22 protein-coding genes are annotated in these 21,925 nt (G+C 33.1%); 10 read left to right on the top strand and 12 right to left on the bottom strand.

Annotated features, from left to right (window positions below; all coding sequences use genetic code 11):
• Window positions 1-45: 45 nt before the first annotated feature.
• Together QLQ96_RS00580 and QLQ96_RS00575 are read right to left on the bottom strand one after the other, a co-directional pair.
• Entirely contained in the window at window positions 46-1,002 is a 957-nt protein-coding gene (locus QLQ96_RS00580) for a glycosyltransferase family 2 protein (protein ID WP_482493805.1), read from the bottom strand.
• A gap of 8 nt (window positions 1,003-1,010) precedes the next feature.
• Window positions 1,011-1,541, bottom strand: coding sequence for a DUF4199 domain-containing protein (locus tag QLQ96_RS00575; protein WP_482493803.1), 531 nt, complete (start codon window positions 1,539-1,541; stop codon window positions 1,011-1,013).
• Window positions 1,542-1,789: 248 nt separating this feature from the next.
• On the opposite strand from QLQ96_RS00575, the gene QLQ96_RS00570 reads away from it, so the two are divergent.
• Complete coding sequence (locus QLQ96_RS00570; protein WP_482493801.1) at window positions 1,790-2,044, top strand: type B 50S ribosomal protein L31; 255 nt, start codon at window positions 1,790-1,792, stop codon at window positions 2,042-2,044.
• A 160-nt stretch (window positions 2,045-2,204) separates the two neighbouring features.
• Entirely contained in the window at window positions 2,205-3,380 is a 1,176-nt protein-coding gene (locus QLQ96_RS00565) for a GlmU family protein (protein WP_482493799.1), read from the top strand.
• A 132-nt stretch (window positions 3,381-3,512) separates the two neighbouring features.
• Here QLQ96_RS00565 and QLQ96_RS00560 read toward each other — a convergent pair whose 3' ends face one another.
• Window positions 3,513-3,956, bottom strand: coding sequence for a PepSY-like domain-containing protein (locus QLQ96_RS00560; RefSeq protein ID WP_482493797.1), 444 nt, complete (start codon window positions 3,954-3,956; stop codon window positions 3,513-3,515).
• 239 nt (window positions 3,957-4,195) lie between these two features.
• On the opposite strand from QLQ96_RS00560, the gene QLQ96_RS00555 reads away from it, so the two are divergent.
• The 3 genes from QLQ96_RS00555 to QLQ96_RS00545 all read left to right on the top strand — a co-directional run bounded on the left by QLQ96_RS00555 (window position 4,196) and on the right by QLQ96_RS00545 (window position 8,669).
• On the top strand, window positions 4,196-5,830 hold the full coding sequence (locus QLQ96_RS00555) for an ABC-F family ATP-binding cassette domain-containing protein (RefSeq protein WP_482493794.1): 1,635 nt from the start codon (window positions 4,196-4,198) through the stop codon (window positions 5,828-5,830).
• 250 nt (window positions 5,831-6,080) lie between these two features.
• Window positions 6,081-7,217 carry a porin gene (locus QLQ96_RS00550; protein ID WP_482493792.1) on the top strand — a complete coding sequence of 379 codons (1,137 nt, stop codon included), beginning with the start codon at window positions 6,081-6,083 and terminating at the stop codon, window positions 7,215-7,217.
• Window positions 7,218-7,238: 21 nt separating this feature from the next.
• The gene (locus QLQ96_RS00545; RefSeq protein ID WP_482493790.1) at window positions 7,239-8,669 is read left to right on the top strand and encodes an anion permease; all 1,431 of its coding nucleotides are present in this window, start codon (window positions 7,239-7,241) and stop codon (window positions 8,667-8,669) included.
• On the opposite strand, the gene QLQ96_RS00540 is transcribed toward QLQ96_RS00545, so the two are convergent.
• Window positions 8,666-8,950 (bottom strand): GNAT family N-acetyltransferase, encoded by a 285-nt coding sequence (locus QLQ96_RS00540; protein WP_482496899.1) that lies wholly within the window; start codon window positions 8,948-8,950, stop codon window positions 8,666-8,668. The two genes, QLQ96_RS00545 and QLQ96_RS00540, sit on opposite strands and share 4 nt — an antisense overlap.
• Before the next feature lie 309 nt (window positions 8,951-9,259).
• Between QLQ96_RS00540 and QLQ96_RS00535 the strand changes: the two genes are divergently transcribed.
• Both QLQ96_RS00535 and QLQ96_RS00530 read left to right on the top strand, forming a co-directional pair.
• On the top strand, window positions 9,260-9,919 hold the full coding sequence (locus tag QLQ96_RS00535) for an alpha/beta hydrolase family protein (protein ID WP_482493788.1): 660 nt from the start codon (window positions 9,260-9,262) through the stop codon (window positions 9,917-9,919).
• 164 nt (window positions 9,920-10,083) lie between these two features.
• Window positions 10,084-10,584, top strand: coding sequence for a hypothetical protein (locus QLQ96_RS00530; RefSeq protein WP_482493786.1), 501 nt, complete (start codon window positions 10,084-10,086; stop codon window positions 10,582-10,584).
• 201 nt (window positions 10,585-10,785) lie between these two features.
• Here QLQ96_RS00530 and QLQ96_RS00525 read toward each other — a convergent pair whose 3' ends face one another.
• A complete protein-coding gene (locus QLQ96_RS00525; protein WP_198858193.1) occupies window positions 10,786-11,301 on the bottom strand; it encodes a DUF2892 domain-containing protein in 516 nt (171 codons plus the stop codon).
• Between the two features lie 168 nt (window positions 11,302-11,469).
• Here QLQ96_RS00525 and rpmH point away from each other — a divergent pair, with 168 nt between their 5' ends.
• On the top strand, window positions 11,470-11,631 hold the full coding sequence (rpmH, locus tag QLQ96_RS00520) for a 50S ribosomal protein L34 (protein WP_008464848.1): 162 nt from the start codon (window positions 11,470-11,472) through the stop codon (window positions 11,629-11,631).
• Between the two features lie 147 nt (window positions 11,632-11,778).
• The gene (gene carB / locus QLQ96_RS00515) at window positions 11,779-14,634 is read left to right on the top strand and encodes a carbamoyl-phosphate synthase large subunit (RefSeq protein WP_482493784.1); all 2,856 of its coding nucleotides are present in this window, start codon (window positions 11,779-11,781) and stop codon (window positions 14,632-14,634) included.
• Between the two features lie 91 nt (window positions 14,635-14,725).
• Here the strand turns inward: carB and QLQ96_RS00510 are convergent, their stop codons facing one another.
• From QLQ96_RS00510 to QLQ96_RS00485, 6 genes are all read right to left on the bottom strand, one after another.
• The gene (locus QLQ96_RS00510) at window positions 14,726-16,306 is read right to left on the bottom strand and encodes a zinc-dependent metalloprotease (RefSeq protein WP_482493782.1); all 1,581 of its coding nucleotides are present in this window, start codon (window positions 16,304-16,306) and stop codon (window positions 14,726-14,728) included.
• A 246-nt stretch (window positions 16,307-16,552) separates the two neighbouring features.
• Complete coding sequence (yiaA, locus tag QLQ96_RS00505; protein ID WP_379692813.1) at window positions 16,553-16,951, bottom strand: inner membrane protein YiaA; 399 nt, start codon at window positions 16,949-16,951, stop codon at window positions 16,553-16,555.
• A gap of 178 nt (window positions 16,952-17,129) precedes the next feature.
• Window positions 17,130-17,669, bottom strand: a complete 540-nt coding sequence (locus QLQ96_RS00500) for a DUF4252 domain-containing protein (RefSeq protein ID WP_482493780.1) — start codon at window positions 17,667-17,669, stop codon at window positions 17,130-17,132.
• Window positions 17,670-17,671: 2 nt separating this feature from the next.
• Entirely contained in the window at window positions 17,672-18,199 is a 528-nt protein-coding gene (locus QLQ96_RS00495; protein WP_482493779.1) for a DUF4252 domain-containing protein, read from the bottom strand.
• An 18-nt stretch (window positions 18,200-18,217) separates the two neighbouring features.
• The gene (locus QLQ96_RS00490) at window positions 18,218-18,679 is read right to left on the bottom strand and encodes a hypothetical protein (RefSeq protein ID WP_482493777.1); all 462 of its coding nucleotides are present in this window, start codon (window positions 18,677-18,679) and stop codon (window positions 18,218-18,220) included.
• Window positions 18,666-19,175: an RNA polymerase sigma factor gene (locus QLQ96_RS00485; protein ID WP_308068871.1), complete on the bottom strand. Its 510-nt coding sequence runs from the start codon at window positions 19,173-19,175 to the stop codon at window positions 18,666-18,668. The genes QLQ96_RS00490 and QLQ96_RS00485 overlap by 14 nt, the downstream gene beginning before the upstream one ends.
• A gap of 169 nt (window positions 19,176-19,344) precedes the next feature.
• Here QLQ96_RS00485 and QLQ96_RS00480 point away from each other — a divergent pair, with 169 nt between their 5' ends.
• Window positions 19,345-20,808 (top strand): S41 family peptidase, encoded by a 1,464-nt coding sequence (locus QLQ96_RS00480; protein ID WP_482493775.1) that lies wholly within the window; start codon window positions 19,345-19,347, stop codon window positions 20,806-20,808.
• A gap of 86 nt (window positions 20,809-20,894) precedes the next feature.
• On the opposite strand, the gene QLQ96_RS00475 is transcribed toward QLQ96_RS00480, so the two are convergent.
• Window positions 20,895-21,923, bottom strand: a complete 1,029-nt coding sequence (locus QLQ96_RS00475; protein WP_482493774.1) for a YncE family protein — start codon at window positions 21,921-21,923, stop codon at window positions 20,895-20,897.
• Between the last annotated feature and the right edge of the window lie 2 nt (window positions 21,924-21,925).

The following is a 21,925-nucleotide window of genomic DNA, read 5'->3' as shown; positions in this document are numbered from 1 at the left end:
CCCACCACAAAAGGATGCCGTTCCCATCAGGGCTATGGCTTTACGTTAAAAATTAACTTCTCGGGCTACTTTGTAACGTGCTTCATTGCTTTTAGTTCTTAGAATAATTTCTCCTAAGAAACCTGCTAAAAATAATTGAGTACCAAGAATCATAGTAGTTAAAGCAATATAAAACCATGGATTGTTGGTAACCAAAGTATATTTCATTCCAGTATACATATGATATAGTTTAGAAACGCCAATGTATCCTGCAGATAAAAATCCGATAATAAACATTAAAGATCCCATAGCGCCGAATAAGTGCATTGGTCTTTTTCCGAATCTAGATAAAAACCAAATCGTAATCAAATCTAGGAAACCGTTTATGAAACGCTCCATTCCGAATTTAGTTTCACCATATTTTCTAGCTTGGTGAATTACTACCTTTTCACCAATTTTTCCGAATCCGGCATTTTTAGCCAAAACAGGAATGTAGCGGTGCATTTCGCCAGAAACTTCGATGTTTTTTACTACGACGTTTTTGTACGCTTTCAATCCGCAGTTAAAATCGTTTAACTCAACACCAGAAGTTTTTCTAGCCGCCCAGTTAAATAATTTTGAAGGAAGATTTTTTGCTACAACAGAGTCATAACGCTTCTTTTTCCAGCCCGAAACCAAATCGAATTTATGAGCTGTAATCATTTCGTACAATTCAGGAATCTCGTCTGGACTGTCTTGCAAGTCAGCATCCATTGTAATAATAACATCACCTTTTGCTTTTGCAAAACCAGCATGTAAAGCTTGAGATTTTCCAAAATTTTTCATGAAACGAATTCCTTTTACATTTGGGTTTTCGTTAGAAAATCCTTCAATAATCTGCCAAGAATTATCTGTACTGCCATCATCTACAAAAATGATTTCATAAGAGTAATTGTTAGATTGCATCACTTTAATGATCCATGTATAGAGCTCTTTAAGTGATTCCTCCTCGTTTAGAAGCGGTATAAGTATAGATAAATTCATTTATATTTTTATTCTTGTGTAGATTTGCTTTTAAAAAATGCTGCGAAAATTAAGCCGAAAATTGCGCTAACAACGATAGCAAAAACAGATCCTTTTAATAGTTCAATAGTAGAATACGGATTGCTTTCTTTCATTTTAGCAATAGTTTCGTTAATTGCTGAAGCAGGTGTGCCAAATTTTTGCATCATTCCAACAGTATATTTAATCATAATTTCGCTCAAAGTATCTTTTGCGCCTGGATCAACTACATTAAATAATACAATGTTAAAAGTTGTCGATATCAAAATACCGATTACTGCAGCTATAAAATAAGTAGTAAAAGCTTCTTTGAAAGGAAAAACTCCATTTAACTCTTTCTTAGTTTTAGAAAGTAAAATAATACTAATTGTAAGGCTTATTACGATTCCTAGTATCCCCATCCACCAAGCTGTAAACAAATTTAAATCAACAGCATAGATTGTAGCGGTCACCAAAGCCGATGCAATTCCGATCATTACACCATACGTAACACCATTCTTTTTTATAACTTCATTAATCATATTTGATAGGTTTAAAAATAATCCACAAATATAGTAATTCCCACTATAATCGGATATAAAAAAAGCTTTTCGAAATAAACTAAAAAAAAGCAGGCTAACTGTTTGTTTATTAAAAAAGAATTGTAAATTTGCACACTCAAAAATAATTAAATTTTTAAACAAAAAAGAGTAATGCTTGTTTATACCTTTTTCTAACCATGAAAAAGCTTCAAAATAAAAATGCTCTAAAACAATAAATAAAAGAAAAGATGAAAAAAGGAGTTCACCCAGAAAATTACAGATTAGTTGCATTTAAAGACATGTCTAATGATGAAGTTTTTATCACTAAATCTACTGCAGATACAAGAGAAACAATTGAAGTTGACGGAGTTGAGTATCCAGTTGTAAAAATGGAGATTTCTAGAACATCTCACCCTTTTTATACTGGTAAATCTAAACTTATCGATACTGCAGGACGTATTGATAAATTCAAAACTAAATACGCTAAACACGCTAAAAAATAATAGCTGTTTTAAATTATATAAAAGCCTTCCAAACTCTGGAAGGCTTTTTTTATGCGTCAAATATTACTTTTCGTTAAAGTGGTTTTTGATTAAAACAGTAAAATATTTGTAACTTTGAGGCAGGTAACCAAATCAATTTTTAATAAACACTCAATTATTTATGAACTACATTCTTTTCGACGGCCCCGTTCGGAATGCTTTATTACCTTTTACTTTTACTAGACCAGTAGCTGATATTTTAGTCGGAATTATGACCATTCGTCAAAAATGGGAAAAATATCTTGGCTCGACAACTACTACAATAACTGAGGAATATTTGTCGGAAAAATTCCCAATGGTTGAAATGGAAGAAAACGTAATGATCAATGCAGCGTATCTGCCAAATGATACTCTTGCAGAGATGGTTTCTAATTTAACAGAAAACCAAGCAATATTTAAAGGTGAAGATGTAATTGCATTTTTTGCAAACGAAAATCAGGAAGAAGTCGATTTTGATTCTTACGAAATTATTCAATACAACGAAGATTCTATTACGATTGAACATACTTGGGATATTTTCTCTAAAAACGATGCGGCAATTCGTCAGGATTTTAAATACTTGACAGAAGATCGCACTTCGCAACCAATTCCTAAAAGCGTTAATGTAATTGCTCCAGAAAATATTTTTATCGAAGAAGGAGCAAAATTAGAGTTTGTAACTTTAAATGCATCAAACGGACCTATATATATAGGTAAGAATGCCGAAATTATGGAAGGAACTGTAATTCGCGGACCATTCGCTTTATGTGAAAATGCAATGGTAAAAATGTCAGCCAAAGTTTATGGCGCAACAACTGTCGGACCTGGATCTAGAATTGGCGGAGAAGTGAAAAATTCAGTTCTTTTTGCTAATTCAAACAAAGGACACGAAGGATTTTTAGGAGATTCTGTTTTAGGAGAATGGTGCAATATCGGTGCAGATTCTAATAATTCAAACCTAAAAAACAATTACGAAGAAGTGAAATTATGGAGCTACGAAACAGAAGGTTTTGCTAAAACCGGACTTCAGTTTTGCGGTTTGATGATGGGAGATCACAGTAAATGCGGAATCAATACAATGTTTAATACTGGAACTGTTGTTGGTGTAAGCGCTAATATTTTCGGATCTGGTTTTCCTCGTAATTTTGTTCCAAGTTTTTCTTGGGGCGGTGCAGCAGGATTTACAACTTACGTAACTAAAAAAGCGTTCGAAACAGCACGTTTGGTTTTGTCAAGAAGAAATATCGATTTTGATGAAACGGAACAGGCGATCTTAGAACATGTTTTCGAAGAAACTAAAAAATGGAGAAAGGATTAATTAGATAATTAGTCAATTTGAAAATTAGATAATTTTTTTAAACCCGACAGATTTCAAAAACCTGTCGGGTTTTGTTTTATTTAGAGTTTTGATAATTTTCTAATTGTAACATTATCAAATTGCCACATTTTCTTATTTGTCAATTTTAATAAAATCTTCTTTCAAGTTGAATTTTAATTCCAGACCGTTAGTAAGTTTCGTTTCGTAACCAGAACTTTCGATTTCGATTTTGGTTACTTTTTCTTTTGGGAAATTTTCTTTTATGTAAGAAGCGATTTTTTTAGGAACTATAGATTTTGGAATATTGTTACTTTTTCCATCAACTTCTTTCCAGTTTCCTTTCTTGTCAAATTCGATTTCAATCTCATTGTTAAATTTTACTTTGTATTCTGTAGAAAGAATGTCTTTGTCTTGTAATATATAGCTCGGTTTTTTCGATCCGAAATGTGTCTTTAAAAAAGTTTGCGCATTTGCGGGTAAAGCTTCTTTTTTAATTACAGTTTTTTGTGCATTTGCAGAAAGTCCAAATAGTAACCCTGCAATTAAGTAAACGGTCAGTTTTAATTTCGTTCTCATATTTCGCTGATTTTAAATTATAGTACAAGTTAAGATTAAATTTTCCAAATGTTAAAAACCATTTAGGTTTTGTTTATTAGAATTAACGTATTATTAATTAGTAAATTATCTAATCGACACATTTTCAAAATTATCTAATTTTCAAATTGCCTAATTATCTAATTAATCTATCTTTGCAGCACGAAAAAAATGGGTAGTCAGATAAACGATTAACCGATTAAACAAATTAACAAGAACAAATGATTACAGTTAACGATATTTCGGTTCAGTTTGGCGGAACTACACTTTTTAGCGATGTTTCTTTTGCTATTAATGAAAATGATAAAATTGCCCTTATGGGTAAAAATGGTGCGGGAAAATCTACACTTTTAAAGATAATTGCAGGAGCAAACAAGCCTTCAACTGGAAACGTTTCTGCTCCAAAAGAAGCTGTAATCGCTTACTTGCCACAGCATTTGCTTGCTGAAGATGGCGCAACGGTTATGGAAGAAGCGTCAAAAGCTTTCAGTGAGATTTTTACAATGAAAGCTGAAATCGATAATATTAATGAACAATTGACAGTTCGTACCGATTATGAAAGTGACGAATACATGAAATTGATCGAAAGAGTTTCTGACTTAAGCGAGAAATTTTATGCTATTGAAGAAGTTAACTACGAAGCTGAAGTTGAGAAAATCTTAGTTGGTTTAGGTTTTGAACGTGAGGATTTTAATCGTCAGACTTCTGAATTTTCTGGAGGATGGAGAATGCGTATCGAATTGGCAAAAATCTTATTGAGAAAACCAGATTTGATTTTGTTGGATGAGCCTACGAATCACATGGACATTGAAAGTATTCAATGGTTAGAAGAATTCTTATTGAATCAGGCCAAAGCTGTAGTGGTAATTTCGCACGATAGAGCGTTTGTTGATAATATTACAAACAGAACTATCGAAGTTACGATGGGGAGAATTTACGATTACAAAGCAAAATATACTCATTATTTAGAACTAAGAAAAGATCGTAGAATTCATCAGCAAAAAGCATACGACGAACAACAGAAAATGATTGCTGAAAACCGTGCTTTTATTGATCGTTTTAAAGGAACTTTCTCTAAAACTGATGCTGTTCAGTCTCGTGTAAAAATGCTTGAAAAATTAGACATCGTGCAGGTTGATGAAGTTGACACCTCTGCTTTGCGTTTGAAATTTCCGCCTGCTGCACGTTCTGGTCAATATCCTGTTATTGTAAAAGAAATGTCTAAATCGTATGGCGATCATGTGGTTTTTAAAGATGCCAATATCGTGATAGAGCGTGGACAAAAAGTAGCTTTTGTTGGTAAAAATGGAGAAGGAAAGTCAACAATGATCAAAGCGATCATGAAAGAAATCGGAGTTGATGAAGGAAGTGTAGAAATTGGACACAATTCTCAAATTGGATATTTTGCTCAAAATCAGGCTTCATTGTTAGACGAAAATGCTACGATTTTTGAAACTATCGATAATATTGCTGTTGGTGATATTAGAACGCAGATTAAAAATATTTTAGGGGCGTTTATGTTTCAGGGAGACGATATTACTAAAAAAGTAAAAGTACTTTCTGGAGGAGAAAAAACGCGTTTGGCAATGGTGAAATTGTTGTTGGAGCCAGTTAACTTGTTAATTCTGGATGAGCCTTCAAATCACTTGGATATGAAAACGAAAGATATTATTAAAGATGCTTTAAGGGATTTTGATGGAACTTTAATCTTGGTTTCTCACGATCGTGATTTCCTTGACGGATTAGCAACTAAAGTTTTTGAATTCGGAAACAAAAGAGTAAAAGAGCATTTTGAAGATGTTGCTGGTTTCTTAGCGCATAAGAAAATGGATTCTATGAGAGAGATAGAAAAATAATATTTTTCAATATAAATTTTAAAGGACATAAGTTTATTCTTATGTCCTTTTTTTTGTTGGAATATTTATAACAAAATTTTAATGCAATTTTTTTTACATAAAACATCTTTTTTTGTTATTTTAGTATTCTTATTTCGCGTTGATTAATAAGTAGTTAACTTTTTGCCTTAAGAATAAAGAGCTGATTTCTAAATTGCTCTACTAGCATTACTGTTTCATTTATTTTAAGCCTATGAATAAAAGTCTACTAATGCCATTTGTTTTTCTTTTTCTTATAATGCCATTTTTTTTGCATGCCCAAGGAGATGTGAATCAAGCAACTGATAAAAAAGAAATTGAAGAAGTAAAATATCCGCAATTTCAATTAAAAGGACTGCTGCAAGCGAGATACCTAGAAAGTTTCGGGGATAATGTAGACGTTTTAGGAATGCATCATTCGACAGGAGATGCGGTTCAAAGTTCTTTTGATATAAAAAGAATGCGTGTCGGATTGACTACAAAGTTAAGCGAGACAACAGAAATTGTAATTCTGGTCAATTTAGCTGATTTTAAATCTGATCCTAAAGGGAAAGTTCTTGAAAACGCCTACGGAAAATATACTTTTAATAAATATATAGCTTTAACAGGAGGGCAATTTCGTCCAGCATTTGGTATTGAGGAGCTTGTTCCGGCGGATATTATTAAGTCTTTTGATTTTTCAAATCAGTATTATGAATTTGGAAAAAACGGATGGACGAGTTTTCAGATTGGAGCATCGGCAACAGGAGCTTTTGATCTTGGGAAAATTCCAGTAAATTACGCTGTTTCTGTTCTAAATGGAAATGGGAAAAATGCAGAAATGGATAAAGACAACGGGAAACAATATTCTTCAAGATGGGTTTTCGGTTTGTCAAAAGAGCATAAAATTAATCTAGGTTTAAACGGAGGTTTTGGAAAGGTTTTTAAAGAAGATGTTTTTGCATTAGGAGCTGATATTACCAGCGATTTTAAAATAACAGACAAACTTAGTTTCGATTTGCAGATCGAGTATAAGCAAGGAACAAATCATAATTTGTATTACTCTTTGCCAGTTGATAGCCGAACAGATAATGTAGCCGATTATCAAATGCGGGGCATATATTTTCTGCCGAATTTTAGATATGAGATAAATTATAATAAACTCACGGCATTTGAAATTTCTTGCCGTTACGAAACTTTTGACCCAAGTTACAAGGTCAATTCAAATGTGCGCACTACTTACACGCCAATGGTCAGTTTAGAATTTGGAAAATCGTATACAGGCCGTATCGAAATGGGATTTGAAATTGACAGATTCGATAGAAGTATTCCAGATACATCAACCTATAATGATAACCTGTTTTTAATTCAGTTACAGCTTAGAATTTAATTCACTTAATTTTTGTTTTTTATGAAAGAAGTAAAAATTCCTCAGACTATAATTACGCTGGCAGTTTTGGTTGCCATTTGGTTTATTCCGGCTCCGGAAGGTGTTGTGACAGAAGCGTGGCATTTGTTTGCCATTTTCGTAGCTACTATTTTAGGAATCATCTTAAAAGCGGCTCCGATGGGAACTATGTGCATGATTGCAATTGCCTTAACGGCAATGTCTCAGGTTTTGGCTCCTGGGGATCCTGGAAAATCGATCACACTGGCATTAAGAGGGTTTGGCGATAAAGTAATCTGGCTGATCGGAATTTCGTTTTTCATTGCAAGGGGATTTATAAAAACAGGCCTAGGAAATAGAATTGCTTTTTTATTCATAAAAATATTCGGAAAAAGCTCTCTAGGGCTGGCATATGGTTTAGGATTGGCAGATTTGGTTTTAGCGCCAGCTGTTCCAAGTAATACTGCTAGAGGAGGAGGAATTGTCTATCCGATTATGAAATCAATGTCGATGAGTTTTGGCTCAATGCCTGACAAACCTGAAACGCACAGAAAATTAGGCGCATATTTGACTCTGAATAGTTATAATATGAATTTAATTGCTTCATCTATGTTTTTAACAGGAACGGCAAGTAACCCAATGTGCCAAAAGTTTGCGCTTAATTTAGGTATAAAAATCAGCTGGATGTCTTGGGCGGCCGCAGCGATTGTTCCTGGTTTGTGTGCTTTTTTTGTGATTCCGTTTGTGCTTTATAAAATTTATCCTCCAGAATTAAAAAAAACGGGCGATGCTCCACAGATTGCAACTCAGAAACTAAAAGAAATGGGGGCAATTACAAGAAACGAATGGATGATGCTGTTGACTTTTTTTATTCTTCTTTTTCTCTGGATGACAGGAGATTTGCTTTCTATCGATGCTACAACAACTGCTTTTATCGGATTAGTGATTTTACTTTTGACTTCAGTTTTAACTTGGGAAGACGTAAAAGCCGAAAAAGGTGCGTGGGACACCATCGTCTGGTTTTCTGTTTTGGTAATGATGGCCAGTTCGTTAAACGAATTAGGTTTTATAGCGTGGTTTAGTGATTTGGTAAAAGCACAAATCGGTGGATTAAGCTGGCAGATGGCTTTTCCGATTATTATATTGGTGTATTTCTTTAGTCATTATCTTTTCGCAAGTGCAACTGCGCACGTTGCAGCAATGTACGCAGCCTTGCTTGGTGTTGGAGTTTCGCTCGGAATTCCGGGGTTGTTGTTAGCATTCATGCTTGGTTTTGTCGGATCTCTTTACGGAACTTTAACTCATTATGGTCATGGTCCGGCACCCGTGTTTTTCGGGAGCGGCTACGTTGACCTTAAGAGCTGGTGGGTCAAAGGCCTTATAACCGGTTTGGTTATGCTCTTAATTTATATGGTAATTGGAGGATTATGGCTCCGAGTTATTGGATATTTTTAGATTCTAATTCCAGGAGGAAGTAATTCTTTATATCTAGGATTTTTTTTGAAAAATGTAACAATCTTCGGGTGAATAGGAACTACTCTGTAATTTTTTTCAGAACTTAAATCTAATATATTTTTAAGTAAAGTATTGATTATATCCTCGTTCTCGTATGACTCGGGCTTGTTGATTTTGGTTAAAAAGATCTTTTTTTCTTGAAATGAGTACTCAACTGCTAACATACCTTCAGGGATGACAGTTTCAAATTGGCGTGCAAAAGTGTTGTCTTTGATTTCCATAATTACAGAAGTTTCCATAGTAATTTTTGTTAGGTTATTGGTAAATAGTGAATTTGGGACTCGAAATGATCTTGAAAGAAAATTCTTCATAAGGCTTTAATTCAAGGAATACTCCGAAATACAAAGGTAATCATTTGATTTTCAATATTAAATTATTTTTTGCAGCTGTAAACTTTAAGCTATTGTTTTGAAGTTTGTTTTTTTTGCTCAGATCTGATAAATAGGCCTAAAATTTGATTGTCATGATATTAAAAAAGGTAACTTTATTTTTTAGAATAAATATCCTAATGGTAATTTCGTTTTAATGTTATGAGTAAAATTCCAGTATATTTTATGCCAGGTTTGGCAGCGAGTTCATCTATTTTTGAAAGAATAAAATTGGATGAATCTATTTTTGAAGTGCATCTTTTAGAATGGGAGATTCCAAATCCAAAAGAATCATTGTCAGATTATGCACTACGAATTAGTAAAAATATAAAAGACGAAAATCCTGTTTTGGTCGGAGTTTCTTTTGGCGGAATCCTAGTGCAGGAAATTTCTAAACATATAAAAGCTAGAAAAGTAATTATTATATCTAGTGTTAGAAGTAATTTGGAATTTCCGAGAAGAATGAAAATAGGGAAGACCACAAAAGCTTATAAACTAATTCCGATGCAATTAATTCTTAATGTCGAGAAATTAGCTAAATTTTCTTTTGGCGAAAAAGTCAATAAAAGAATTAAGTTATACGAGAAATTTTTAGCTGTTCGTGATTTAGGTTATCTGCAATGGGCTGTAGAAAATGTAATTCTATGGGATAGAAATCAAATTGACGAAAATGTAGTCCATATTCACGGAGATCATGACGATGTTTTTCCTATAAAGTATATTGATAAATGTATCATCGTAAAAGGAGGAACCCATATTATGATCTTAAATAAGTATAAATGGCTGAACGAGAATCTGCCTTCTATTATTTTGGAGGACTAAAAGTTTCAAGTTTGAAATTTCAAGTTTGAGGTTTCAAGTTTTCGATCTTTGTCAAAGTTTTAAACTTTGACAAAGATTTATCCAAAATAACCGCAAAGTTTTGTCTTCCTGAGCGAAGTCGAAGGATACGCGCAAAAGTTCCACAAAGAAATTCAATAAAAAACATGAGAATCTGCATTTTGGTTTTTGTTATAATTTTAGTTGGATGTAAATCTCCAAAGAAAGATTTTGATTTTACTTTTTTTAAATGGAATATTCACGAATCATATTATTTAAAATTCAATTCATCTGATACACTTTACTACGTAAGTAATTACGGAATTAAAGAAGAAACGTCGTTTGCGGTTTTAAATAAAGATCAAAAAGAAAGAATACAAGCCATATTGGATACTATTGTTTTTCCAAATAAAGAAACTTTTGAAAATATAATATTTGATGATGGAGAAACTAATGCGTTTGTATTAAAGAATGGTAAGGAATCTAAAAAACTCAAAATTTATGGGATTTCTGGTCCTAAACAGTTTTGGCATTTTGGAGAAACATTAGATAAGATTAAGCTCAATCTTCAGTTTTTTAAAACAAATAAAAAAATAGATTTAAGAGAAATTAATAAAATGGTAATTTCAGAAGTGAAATTTGTGCCTCGTAAAGATTCTCTAAAATAAAAAAAAAATAACCACAAATTTGTCCTCCTGAGCGAAGTCGAAGGATCTCATGCTTAATCCATTCAGCTTGTCTATGCGTGCGTGTCCTTCGACTTCGCTCAGGAAGACATAAAATGATAATATAAAATCAGAAAACTAAAATTAAAAAATCCCAAACTCTTTTAGAATTTGGGATTTTAAAAATTGAAAATTAAAAATCGTTTAGATTTTCTTCATTTGTTCTTTCATCATTGTGATTTGCTCTTTCAGCATTCCTTGTTTATCTAATTTCTTAGCTTCGTTTAATAAATTAGTCGCTTCAAGTTTTCTTCTGCGTGACATTGCAACTCCAGCAAGGTTTAATTTAGCTACAGCTAAATCCATATCCATTGATAGCCCAAGTTCAATTGCTTTTTTGAAATGCTTTTCTGCTTGGTTGATATTGGTTTGAGATAACATGATGCCTTGTAAATAATTTAAGTACCCTTGTTGTTTTCTTACTAACGCACCTTCTGGATTTTTGATATATGATAACCATTTATTAGCCCCTGCAAAGTCTTGTTTTCTTAATTTAAGGAAAGCTAAAAGGATAAATTCGTTTTTAAAATAAAGAAAAATTGGAATTGCAGTTAATAATATAAGAAAGATTCCATTTCCGATATTGCTTTCTGTAAATTGCCAAATGCCCGCCACTACTAGAAGTCCGGCCAAAATCAGTTTAATATTTTTGTGAAACATAATTAATGTAAATTTGTGATTGCAAATATAGTAAAAGGAATTAAAAATATTTTTATAAAAGTGCTTGCGAGAAAAAAAAGTCTTTGTATATTTGCACTCGGTTTTTGAACAACGATATCCAAAACCAAATAAGAGTTAATTAGATACCATTTTTAAAGATACAAAGCAATGAGCAAAAGAACATTTCAACCATCGAAAAGAAAAAGAAGAAATAAGCACGGATTTATGGACAGAATGGCTTCTGCGAATGGAAGAAAAGTTCTAGCGCGTAGAAGAGCTAAAGGAAGACATAAATTGACTGTTTCTAGCGAACCTAGACACAAAAAATAATGTTTGTATAAACATACATAAGGCGATTACTTTTTTAGTATCGCCTTTTTTTATACCTTGTCGGTAAAAATTTTCTCAACTTTCTAGTTTTTAGTACACTAGAATAGTTTTTTAAAATACTTTTATAACTACACAATACATACAAAAATGCCTAAAGACACATCAATAAAATCAGTTTTAATTATAGGTTCAGGACCTATTGTTATTGGCCAGGCTTGCGAATTTGATTATGCAGGATCTCAATCTGCTCGTTCGATTCGTGAAGAAGGAATTGAGGTTATCTTGATTAACTCGAATCCAGCGACAATTATGACCGACCCATCTATGGCCGATCATGTTTATTTGAAACCTTTGACGACAAAATCGATTATTGAAATTCTTAAGGAACATCCGCAAATCGATGCTGTTTTACCAACAATGGGAGGGCAAACTGCTTTGAACTTGTGTCTGGAAGCAGATGAAAAAGGAATTTGGCAGGATTTCGGAGTAAGATTAATCGGTGTTGATGTTAATGCAATTAATATTACTGAGGACAGAGAGCAGTTTAAACAGCTTTTACAGAAAATAAATGTACCGACTGCACCGGCAAAAACGGCGACTTCTTACTTAGAAGGAAAAGAAATTGCTCAGGAGTTTGGTTTTCCTCTTGTAATTCGTCCTTCGTTTACACTTGGAGGAACTGGAGCAGCTGTGGTTTACAAAAAAGAAGATTTTGATGAGCTTTTAACTCGCGGACTTGAAGCTTCTCCAATTCACGAAGTTTTAATTGATAAAGCTTTAATGGGATGGAAAGAATATGAGTTAGAGCTTTTGAGAGATAAAAATGACAATGTTGTAATTATCTGTTCTATCGAAAACATGGACCCAATGGGAATCCACACTGGAGATTCGATTACAGTAGCGCCAGCAATGACGTTATCAGATACAACTTTCCAAAAATTACGTGACTACGCTATCTTAATGATGAGAAGCATCGGAAACTTTGCGGGAGGATGTAATGTACAATTTGCGGTTTCGCCTGACGAAAAAGAAGATATCGTAGCAATCGAAATTAACCCTCGTGTATCTCGTTCTTCTGCTTTAGCATCAAAAGCAACTGGATATCCAATTGCAAAAATTGCTTCTAAACTAGCTTTAGGATACAATTTAGATGAATTGCAAAACCAAATTACTAAATCTACTTCGGCTCTTTTTGAACCAACTTTAGATTACGTAATCGTAAAAATACCACGTTGGAACTTCGATAAATTTGAAGGTTCAGACAGAACTTTAGGACTTCAGATGAAATCTGTAGGTGAGGTTATGGGAATCGGCCGTTCTTTTCAAGAGGCACTTCATAAAGCAACTCAATCTTTAGAAATCAAAAGAAATGGTTTAGGTGCTGACGGAAAAGGATATAATGATTACGAATTGATCATCGATAAACTGACTCACGCAAGCTGGGATCGTGTTTTCGTAATTTACGATGCAATTGCAATGGGAATTCCGTTGAGCACAATTCACGAAATTACAAGAATCGATATGTGGTTCTTAAAACAATACGAAGAGCTTTATACTTTAGAAAAAGAAATTTCAAACTACAAAGTTTCTGATCTTCCTAAAGAATTATTGCTTGAGGCGAAACAAAAAGGTTTTGCTGACAGACAATTGGCACACATGATGAATTGTTTAGAAAGTGAAGTTCACACTTTACGTATGGAACAAAAAATCAACCGTGTGTTTAAATTGGTAGATACTTGTGCGGCTGAATTTAAAGCGCAGACTCCTTATTACTACTCAACTTTCGAAGCTGAAATTGAAAAAGCAAATGGAGAACGTTTTGTAGATAACGAAAGTATCGTAACAGATAAAAAGAAAGTGATTGTTTTAGGTTCTGGACCAAACAGAATCGGACAAGGAATCGAGTTTGATTACTCTTGTGTACATGGAGTTTTAGCGGCAAAAGAATGCGGTTACGAAACGATCATGATTAACTGTAATCCTGAAACGGTTTCTACAGACTTTGATACGGCTGATAAATTATACTTTGAACCAGTTTTCTGGGAGCATATTTATGATATCATCCAACACGAAAAACCAGAAGGTGTAATCGTTCAGTTAGGTGGACAAACAGCTTTAAAATTGGCTGATAAACTTTCTAAATACGGTGTAAAAATCATCGGAACTAGTTTTGACGCACTTGATTTAGCAGAAGATAGAGGACGTTTCTCTGACTTATTGACTGAATTACATATTCCTTTCCCGAGATTCGGAATCGCTGAAACGGCTGACGAAGCTTCAAAATTAGCTGACACTTTAGATTTTCCACTTTTAATTCGTCCTTCTTATGTATTAGGAGGTCAGGGAATGAAGATTGTGATCAACAAAAAAGAGCTTGAAGAGCACGTTATCGATTTGTTGAAAGCAATTCCAGGAAATAAATTATTATTAGATCACTACTTAGCTGGAGCAATCGAAGCTGAAGCTGATGCAATTTGTGACGCTGATGGAAATGTTTACATCATCGGAATTATGGAGCACATCGAGCCTTGTGGAGTTCACTCTGGAGATAGTAATGCGACATTGCCTCCTTTCAACTTAGGAGAATTTGTAATGCAACAAATTAAAGATCACACGCACAAAATTGCGAGAGCTTTAAAAACTGTAGGTTTGATAAACATTCAGTTTGCGATTAAAGATGATACGGTTTACATTATTGAGGCAAACCCAAGAGCTTCTAGAACGGTTCCGTTTATTGCAAAAGCTTACGGAGAACCTTATGTAAACTACGCTACTAAAGTAATGTTAGGTCACAATAAAGTAACAGATTTTGATTTCAACCCACAATTAAACGGTTATGCAATCAAGCAACCAGTTTTCTCTTTCAGTAAATTCCCAAATGTGAATAAAGCACTAGGGCCAGAAATGAAGTCAACAGGAGAAAGCATCTTGTTTATTGATGACTTAAAAGACGATCAATTCTACGAATTGTACTCTAGAAGAAAAATGTATTTGAGTAAGTAATCTCAGATTTTATTATAAAAGAAAAGCTCCAATGTAAATTGGAGCTTTTTTTATAGTCTTTCAAATCCATAAAAGGAGATTTAGATTTTTTTTAGTTTTTAATGATTTTATGGGTCTCTAAATGTCCATCTTTTATAATTTGTAAAAAGTAATATCCTTTTCTTAAATTTGACATGTCGAGTTCTGATCCATCGCTTGTAATTGCTTCTTTTTTAAGGGCTCCGGAATTGTCATACAGTTTTAATTCTAAGATCTCACTGCTTGTTTTTCTTTGCTGCGATGATTCCTGATTTTCCTGAATATTTAACGTTGAAGAAACTGGATTAGGATATACTGTAAAACTATTTGACCCTCCAGTTTGGCAAGAACTTATTACAACAACATAGTATTGAAGCCATTCTGAAAAACCGCAACTGTTACTTGCTCTAACTTTAAAAGCAATATAATTAAATGGTGGAGCCCAATTTAGGCTAATAAGAATTTCATCACCTTGCATAGTAGCGTAATGATTGTCTGTTATGCTCTCTACTTCCCAAGTTGTTGTGCTATCTCCACCTTTGATGGTGGCTCTAAAAAAGTTGTTTTCTGTGCTGCTGTCATCACGACACATTGTGAAATCTTCATTACTGTTGTAATTTATATAAGGCACGCCTATCCATACGCTATCCCTTATTGTTTGATATGGAAGTACAGTATCAATATATCCAGCTTCACTAAGTACCCAAGAATTAGCTGGTTTTACCGTTACGCTACTAGTATTTGAAGATAGAATTTGTAAATTAGGTGAAACTTGCCAACTTACAGAACTTCCTCCGTTTTGCAATGTATAAGTGCTCCCAGTTGTATTACTGCAGAATTTAGTACTGCCTGTAAGACTTGGTATAGCACAGCTACTACTTAAAGTGTTTGATAAAATTTGCTTAGTAGCTATAGCGCTTTTCATTCTCAAGCCCTGATTTGTAGTGAAATGGTCTGCTGGTAAATAATATGACATTATATTTGTTAAGTCGGGACTGTATCCATTTGTATTTTGATAGCCGTCATCAGCAGGCGTGTCACAAACCAAATCTCCACAATAATTGCAATTTGAGCCATTAATGGCTTCAGCACATCCTCCTTCACTATTAGGGTGCGTTCCTTCAAATGTATGCAGTAAATCTAAACAGTGCCCCATTTCATGTGAGGAAATTGTAGATAATACATAATCTTTTCTAATTACCAATCTGTTTGAAGGGATGCTAATTGCAGTTCCTGCTATTGAATCCCAAAGGGCATCTACGATGTAATAATTTATAGCATTTGATCGATTATTAGTTTGAGCAAGGCTTACTGCTTCATTTTTGTTACCTATTTGTTGATAGTTTGTACTTGCAATAAAATCATAACCAGCATTAACAAAATAAATGTTGTGGGTATTATAGTATTGATTTAAATTATTGATTATACCAGATAATTGACTTATTTGTATTCCGCCATTTCCAGAATTATCTGTTACAATATGAAAAAAGACATTTATACAATAGGAAGCGCTTTGTGCAGTTGCTAATTCTGAAGCAGTATATGTTTTCTTTGCTGCGGATGAAGAAAGAGGTGCTGGAGTTCCACAGGCTCCCTGACTAAAAACATACGAATTGATACTAAAAATTAAGAGTAATAGTAATTTTCTTTTCATAATTAAACGGTTTTAGTTAATATGCAATTGGATTTGAAATTGTGTTAAAAATAATAAATAAATTCATACATTTATTAATAGGGTTGAATATTTTATAAGTAAATATTTATTTTTTTAACTATTAATATGAGTTTATTTTTGTAAATAACTAAAAACGCTTTTTCTTAATAGAAAAGAGGGAGTTTAATTAAATAAAAAAGCTCCAATGAAAATTGGAGCTTTTTTTATTTTTAGATCAATTTGATGTTACTCTCCTTGACCAAAGTTCATGTTGTCTCTGGTATTTTTTTGAACTGAAATAGCTCCAAACAATGCTAATAAAAAAGCAAATGCGTAGAAACCTTTTTCGCTTGGCAAAATTGTAGCATTCCATAATCCTACAACTAAAAGTACAATTGAAAGCAATGTTCCGAACCAGCAGATTCCGTAATAAATATCTGTCACTGGAAGATTTTCAAGTTTATCTCTTACACTTTTTTGTAAAGAAACTACAGCAAATAGACCGAACATTAAAACGGTAAAATAGTATCCTTTTTCATTTAATAACATTTCAGCTCTTGTAAGTCCAACGATAAAACCGATTGTTCCTGCTCCAAGAGCTACCCAAGATGCCGCAATAAAGGCATTTGATGTTTTTTGTATCATATTGTTTTGGTTAAATTAGATTTTTGAGATTTTGGTGATCTCAGTTCGTAAATGTAATTAAATTTGATTAATAGCAAAATGAAAACCCAAATAAATTAATAAGTATAATCTTAGTTGATGTTATAAAAAAAAGCTCCAATTTTTATTGGAGCTTTCTTGATTGAAAAGTAAGATTGTATTATTTTTTAAGTAATTGTTCTAGAGGTTTTAGCTGTTCCATATCTATTTTAGATTTTTGTAAAACAGACATTAAAGTCATAATGTTGTTTGGATTCATGTTTTCGCCCAGAACTCGAACTACAGCAAAGCCGTTTTCTTTTCTATTAGCAAAAATGACAAACTCTTTAATATTCTCATCACTTCCAACATAGCTTACAGCGGCGCCGTCTTTGCCAGAACCGATTTTCATTAATTCCTGGTATTTCGGATCTTTTAATATGGCTTTTACTTTGTTTCTTTCTGTCTCAAACTCCGCTTGATTCTTTTGATCGGCTTTAAAAGCTAGAATGTTCATTTTGTCAAACGAATTTAGAGCTTCATTTTGTTCGGCTGATAAATTTGCTTTGTCAACGTTCAGAATGTTTGGTGAAACATCCAAACTAATAAAATCTTTTTTCTCCGAATTCTCAACAAAATATTTTTGCAGTGTTGGTTCAGAATTACAGCCTCCTAAAGTTAGTGCGGCTATAAGTGCTAAGATGAAAATATTTGTTCTCATGGTTATTTTTTGCCTTTAGAAGCTTTTTTTAAGTCTGTTCCTCCAGGAAGTTGCATTTTATCTGTCAATACTGAGATTTCGTTTAAATCGAAGTTACCCGTTAAAGATAATAAAACCGTTTCGTCGTTTTTTGCACCGTCAACAAACATTAGTAATTCTTTGATTTGCGTATCGCTTGCGCCAGATTTTACCATTATGCGAACATTTTTGCCGCTATCGTTTACTCGCATCAATTCTTCTAAACCAGCAGTTTTAATGTATTTATCCGCAGAAGCTTTCATGTCAGCTTCGACTTTTGGATTTTTAGTTGTAAATACTTTTAAGTAATCTAATTTTTTGATTAAAGCAATATATTGTTGCGTTTCTTTATCAGAAGCATCAACTTTTACTTTGCTCATTAAATCGAACATTTTTTTATTTACAATTACAGAAGTTACATCGTCTTGACCATCAAATTTGTCAAACGCACCTTGTGCATAAAAAACGTTTGTAACGAATGCGAAAACTAAAGTTATGATGAAATTTTTCATTTTGTTTATTTGAATTAATTACTGTTTAAAAATCTTGTTTTTTGATTGTTCATATTCGTTAATGTATTGTACACTTTCAATACCAACATTAACATTGTTTGATAATAAAGCCAAAGCCTTTTGAGTTGCTTTTAAAGCTTCTTCGGGATTATCGTAGGTTCCTAATTCTGTTTGAGAAGCCACTGCAGTTGCTTCTTTTTGCTCGCTCATAAAAAAGTAGGTTCCAATTCCCAGCAAAACAACAACTGATGCCGCAATCGATAACCACGCTATGTTACGTTTCTTAGATTGTAGTGGAATTTCATACGTTGATTTTTGTTCTTTTGCTTGAGAGAAATATCCAAACATAGGTTTGTATTGCTCCAAATGCTGCGCAACATTCGGTGAAGAAAAATATTCTTTTAATTGATTTTCCTCAGCAATAGAAGTTTCTCCCTGAAAGTATTTTTCTAATATATCTTCTATTTTATTTAGTTCCATAAAGGTGTGTATTTGTCATTGATTCTCTAATTTTTTTTCTCGCTCTCGAAAGCGCCACTCGTATTGCCGTTTCGTTCATATTTACGATTTTGGCTATTTCTTCAAATTCATATTGTTCAACATCCCGAAGCTGAATTAATAATTGCATTTGTTCAGGCATTTCATTTATAATTTTTTCAACCCACTCTAAGCTATCTTGATCTTCTAGTTTTTTATCCAATTGCGGCTGCCGATCAGTGAAATTATTATGAACAATTTGCAGATTGCTAGCTCTTTTAGACTTCAGCTGATCGAGACAATAATTTTTGGTCATGGTCATCGCCAATGCTTCTACGCTATTATAACTTTGCAGGTTCTCTTTTTTGTTCCACAATTTTACCATTACTTCCTGAGTAGCATCTTCTGCCTCTTCAGTACTTGTAAGCAATCTTTTTGCCAGACGAAAAACTTTGTCTTTAAAAGGATTTATTAATTCTATAAATACAACTTGGTTCATTAATCTGATGGTTAATCGTTAGCTTATATATTCAAGACGAGGCACAATTATATTTGTTACAACAAAAAAGAAAATATTTTTTATGTAAAAAAAATACTGCTTTATTAACGAAGCTAAAACTAAAGATACTACTTTTACGTTTATTCAGAATATAGATAACCTACACGATATGAAAACAACTTTAAAGAGTATTGTTTTTCTCTTTTTATTCGCTTTTTCTTTTCAGTCTTGCGAAGATCAAGATGATGTTGCAGCTCCAGCAGATTTGCAGATTAATAATTTTATCTGGAGAGGATTAAATGAAGTATACTTATGGCAGCAAGATGTGCCAAATCTAGCCGATGGGCGTAATCTGCAGCCAGATTTTAATCAATTTTTAAGAGGATATTCTCATCCCGAAGACTTATTTGAAGATTTATTGAATAAGCCAGAAAGCAAATATCCTAACGGTGATGCAATTGATCGTTTCAGCTGGATTGTTGAAGATTATACTGTTTTAGAGCAGGAATTAGGTGGCGTTACAAAAAATAACGGTGTCGATTTTAGACTGAGCCGTGTAGCTTCAGGATCGAATGATGTGGTTGGTTTTGTGAGATACATTATTCCAAATTCAGATGCTTCTACTAAAGCAATTAAACGCGGTGATTTATTCACAAGTGTAGATGGCATAAAACTGACTGTTTCAAATTATCAACAATTATTATTCGGTAAAGACAGCTATACATTAAACTTTGCAGATTATAACGGAGGTAATTATAATTTAAATGGAAAATCGGTTGACTTGACTAAAACGGTTTTAGAAGAAAATCCTATTTTTATTAGTAAAGTGATTTCTTCTGGAAGCCATAAAATTGGTTATTTAATGTATAATGGTTTTTATTCAAGTTACGACGATAAATTAAATCAAGCTTTTGGAGATTTTAAAACGCAAGGAGTAACAGATTTAGTTTTAGATCTTCGTTATAATGGAGGAGGAGCAGTGTCTTCAGCGGTAAAACTTGCCAGTATGATTAAAGGAAACTTTAATAATAATGAGATTTTTGCAAAAACACAGTTTAATGCAAAGTGGATGAAAGATATGACTGCCGATGATTTAGAAAGTTTGAACTACAAATTTGTAGATAATGTTGATGGGAAAGCTTTGAACAGCTTAAACTTAAATACTGTTTATATCATTGCAACTGCTAGTACAGCATCTGCTAGCGAATTGGTTATTAATGGATTAAAACCATATATAAATGTAGTTCAGATTGGAGAAACGACTACAGGTAAAAATGTAGGTTCGTATACAATTTATGATTCTGAGACTTTGTTTACTAAAAAAGGAATCAATCCAAATCATAAATATGCGATGCAGCCTTTGGTTTTCAAAATCTCAAATTCTGTAGGTTTTGGAGATTATGCTCAAGGTTTGCAACCAACTTTTCTGCAGAGGGAATATTTAGATGATTATGGTGTTTTAGGAGAAACTACTGAGCCACTTCTTAATCTTGCTATTTCAAAGATTACGGGTTCTTCTGCTAAAAGAATTCTTAATGATTCTGAACCGGAACATCCTTATTTGACAGATTCAAAAATCTTAAACGGATTAAGACACGGAATGTATTTTGAAAATGCTCCTAAAAAGTTTTAAAACAAAATATTCTTAAATATAAAAGGCTTTCATTTCTGAAAGCCTTTTTTTCCAAAAAAAAACAAAAACTAATTCTAAAGGTAAAATTAATCGTTAAAGTAGAATCCGTTTGGACCTACACCAACAGTTAATTCTTTTAATAAACTTCCGCTGAAGTTATAAATATATGCTTTACTGTCTGTTTTAAAGTTTCCACCATCTGAAAGGAAAACGCGGTTGTCTTTTACTGCAAATCCATAAAGATATCCAAGATCTGAAGTAGCAGTGAAAAGCGGGTTAGCAGCAGCAGTTGTTGCAGCAGTAGCAATAGAATATACAGCGTTTCCTACTGTATAATAAACTTGGTTATTTTCGATGTCTAAATATCCAGCAACCCCTTGAGATTCTGGAATTTCAATTCTAGAAACTGATTTGTCAGAGATTTTAACTTTTATAATTTCGCTGCTTTCTGTATAAGAAGGACGTAAGATAAAAAGAGTTCCGTTTTCTTCTTCAATAGAATCTGAACCAGAACCAATTGTTATTGGATCTTCTAAAGTTTTTGTAGAGATATTGTAAATAGAAAGTTTGTCACTCCCCATAGGATCTGTAATGTATAATTTTCCGCTTTCTTCTACGATTCTATTTCCAGTTGTGTTTAATGTAATTTTAGATTCAACAACATTTGTTGCCAAGTTGATTACAGCAATATAATCGTCTGTAACAGAATCGTATGAATTTGCATTCGTTACATAAGCTTTACCGTCTTTCACAACACCATATCTTGGGTTAGCCAATCCGCTGTCAACTTTAGCGATTAGCTTAAAAGTATAACGGTTTACAATGCTTATTACGTTTGATCCGCCTGCGATGATATAAGCTTTGTCTCCTTCAAAAAAGATATTTTGAACAAATTTTCCAAGTATATCAGTTCCATTTTCTGCTTTATAAGCATCTTTTGTGAAAATGCTAAAATCATTACTAGAAAATGATACCGTTCCAGCATCTGAACTTCCTTCATTCAAAATAAAAAAACCATTGTCGTAAGCACCTTTCGGGCCATCGTTATCATCATTTGAACAAGAAGCAAATAACGAAATGCTTAGCGCTATTAAGAGTAATTTACTAAACTTCATAT

This window comes from Flavobacterium sp. B167r (assembly GCF_056824315.1).
Note: the sequence above shows the minus strand (reverse complement) of the source record. Positions and strands in the feature narration are given on the sequence as shown.